Origin of the sequence: Facklamia sp. P12932 (assembly GCF_050409545.1) — a bacterium.
GTDB lineage: Bacteria > Bacillota > Bacilli > Lactobacillales > Aerococcaceae > Facklamia.
Window position 1 is genome coordinate 1 of record NZ_JBNUPG010000058.1, and the last position, 509, is coordinate 509.

General features: G+C 48.7%; 1 protein-coding gene. It reads right to left on the reverse strand.

Annotated elements, in window-relative coordinates:
- A partial coding sequence (locus ACQV2P_RS08680) for an IS30 family transposase (protein WP_428894899.1) occupies window positions 1-509 on the reverse strand: 509 nt, incomplete at both ends.

Here is a 509-nt window from a genome sequence, read left to right on the forward strand (position 1 = left end):
TCCTCTTCACCATGCGGACCTACCACAGTATCGATTTCCCAGTGTCCCCATTCCTCACGGTCTTCCACTTTCTGGGGGCGTTCTTCAACCGATTTGCCCAGGATTTTGCGGCGTCTGGGTCCAGGTTCAAAAGCCTTGTGCGGTTTGCGTGATACCTTTTCAGGTAAATCAATGTTCTTCGTTCGCATGAGACCCGCATTGATCCACTTATAAAGCGTTTTTGTGCAAGGAATCAACTCCTCACAGAACAATTCATGACGTTTAGCATAACCAACAACCGCATCAGGGCTCCACCTCTCACTGAGTAGCCTTTCATCCGCCCAATCGATAAAGTCCTTACTATTGACCCACTTAGGTTGTCGTCCCGTTCCCTCGTGCAAGGGGTCATACGCCGCTTGTCCCGCAGCAGCACTATAGACATCCCTGAAGTAGAGATAAGTCTTTCCGTTTACAGATTGTTTGCGTTTCTGAGTAACTGTCCCGCGTTTCACTTTTGTATGAATGGTCTG